At 70.9% G+C, this 416-nt stretch carries 1 protein-coding gene; it reads left to right on the top strand.

The genetic code is table 11. The features are described 5' to 3' along the window. Nucleotides 1-416, top strand: a 416-nt coding sequence (locus tag HCJ94_RS29420; protein WP_168004255.1) for a hypothetical protein, incomplete at both ends; no start/stop codon positions are given.

The following is a 416-nucleotide window of genomic DNA, read 5'->3' as shown; positions in this document are numbered from 1 at the left end:
CTCAACGGCGTCGAGACCGACTCCGACATCCGGACCACCACCACCGCGTACGACTGGGGTCTGCGCCAGCCGACCGTGGTGACGGTGGACCCGGCCGGTCTGGCCCAGACCACCCGGACCGCGTACGACGCGATCACGGGTCTGGTCACCTCGACGACCGGGCCGGCCGGTGGTACCAGCACCACCACACCGGCCACCCGCAAGACGATCTACTACCGGGCGACCTCCGGCTCCGGATATGCCGAGTGTGACCTGCGGCCGGAGTGGGCGAACCTGCCGTGCCGGGTGCAGTCGGGCGGGCAGGCCGCCAGCGGGCCGGAGTTGCCGGCGACGGTGACCACCTACGACATGTTCAACCAGCCGCGGGTGGTGACCGAGAAGACCAGCACCGGGACGCTGCGCACGACCACCACGAC

The sequence above is a fragment of the Micromonospora thermarum genome (assembly GCF_012034245.1).
Taxonomy (GTDB): domain Bacteria; phylum Actinomycetota; class Actinomycetes; order Mycobacteriales; family Micromonosporaceae; genus Micromonospora; species Micromonospora thermarum.
Note: the sequence above shows the minus strand (reverse complement) of the source record. Positions and strands in the feature narration are given on the sequence as shown.